The organism is Aureimonas ureilytica (genome assembly GCF_001475935.1).
Classification (GTDB): Bacteria; Pseudomonadota; Alphaproteobacteria; order Rhizobiales; family Rhizobiaceae; genus Aureimonas; species Aureimonas ureilytica_A.
On sequence record NZ_LDQA01000172.1, the window covers coordinates 1 to 781 of the forward strand.

The 781-nt window shown below is 67.9% G+C and carries 1 protein-coding gene; it reads right to left on the minus strand.

The window, feature by feature from the left end; genetic code table 11:
* Positions 1–611 (minus strand): AEC family transporter (locus tag NS365_RS23320; RefSeq protein ID WP_193753536.1); only part of this gene is annotated, 611 nt, incomplete at its 3' end.
* Positions 612–781 lie beyond the last annotated feature (170 nt).

Sequence of the window (781 nt, forward strand, 5' to 3'; positions counted from 1 at the left end):
GGGCCGGTCAGCGGCAGGTCGGTCAGCCGCCAGAGCGCCCCGAGCGCGAGGCCATAGACCAACGCGTTGCGTGACAGGTTGCGCCCGACCTGGGCCAGCGTGCGCCGCGCGGAGGGGGCGGGCACCGGCCCTTTCGTCAGTCCGGCCCGTGCGTCGGCCACGGCCGCCCGCTCCAGCAACAGGGTGGAGGCCGTCATCATGACCGGCAGATGGATGGAGATGATGAGGGCGAGCACGTCGAGACCTTCACGCCCGAAGGCCCGCTCGGCCACGGGAATGCCGACGAAGATGAGGTTGGAGAAGGAGGCCGAGACACCCCCGATCACCGCGCCGCGCCGATCGACGCCCGCGAGCTTGCGCGCGATCACCATGCCCAAGCCGAAGCTCACGAGAACGCCGGCGAAGTAACTCGCCCAAAGCAAGAGCGGATTGGCCTGCCCGAACTCGGCGGTGGCGAGCGTGCGAAACATCAGCGCCGGCACGGCGACCAGAAACACGAACTGCGTCAGCACCTCGCCTGTCGTGTCGGGCAGAAGCTTCAGCTTGGCGACCAGCGCGCCGAGGGCGATCAGTATGAAGATCGGCGCGACGATCGACAGGACGAGACTCATCGGGGCATCCGGGACGCGAGCAGGAACGCGCTGTCCTTAGCAACGCGAGGGCGAACTGGCGACAGATCATGCGCAGTGCCGTCCGCTTTGACCAAGTGAAGCCTCGAATGCGGGCGAGGGCTCGCGGCCGAACGAGAATATGTCCGCTGATTCGACGCATGCCGGGGGGG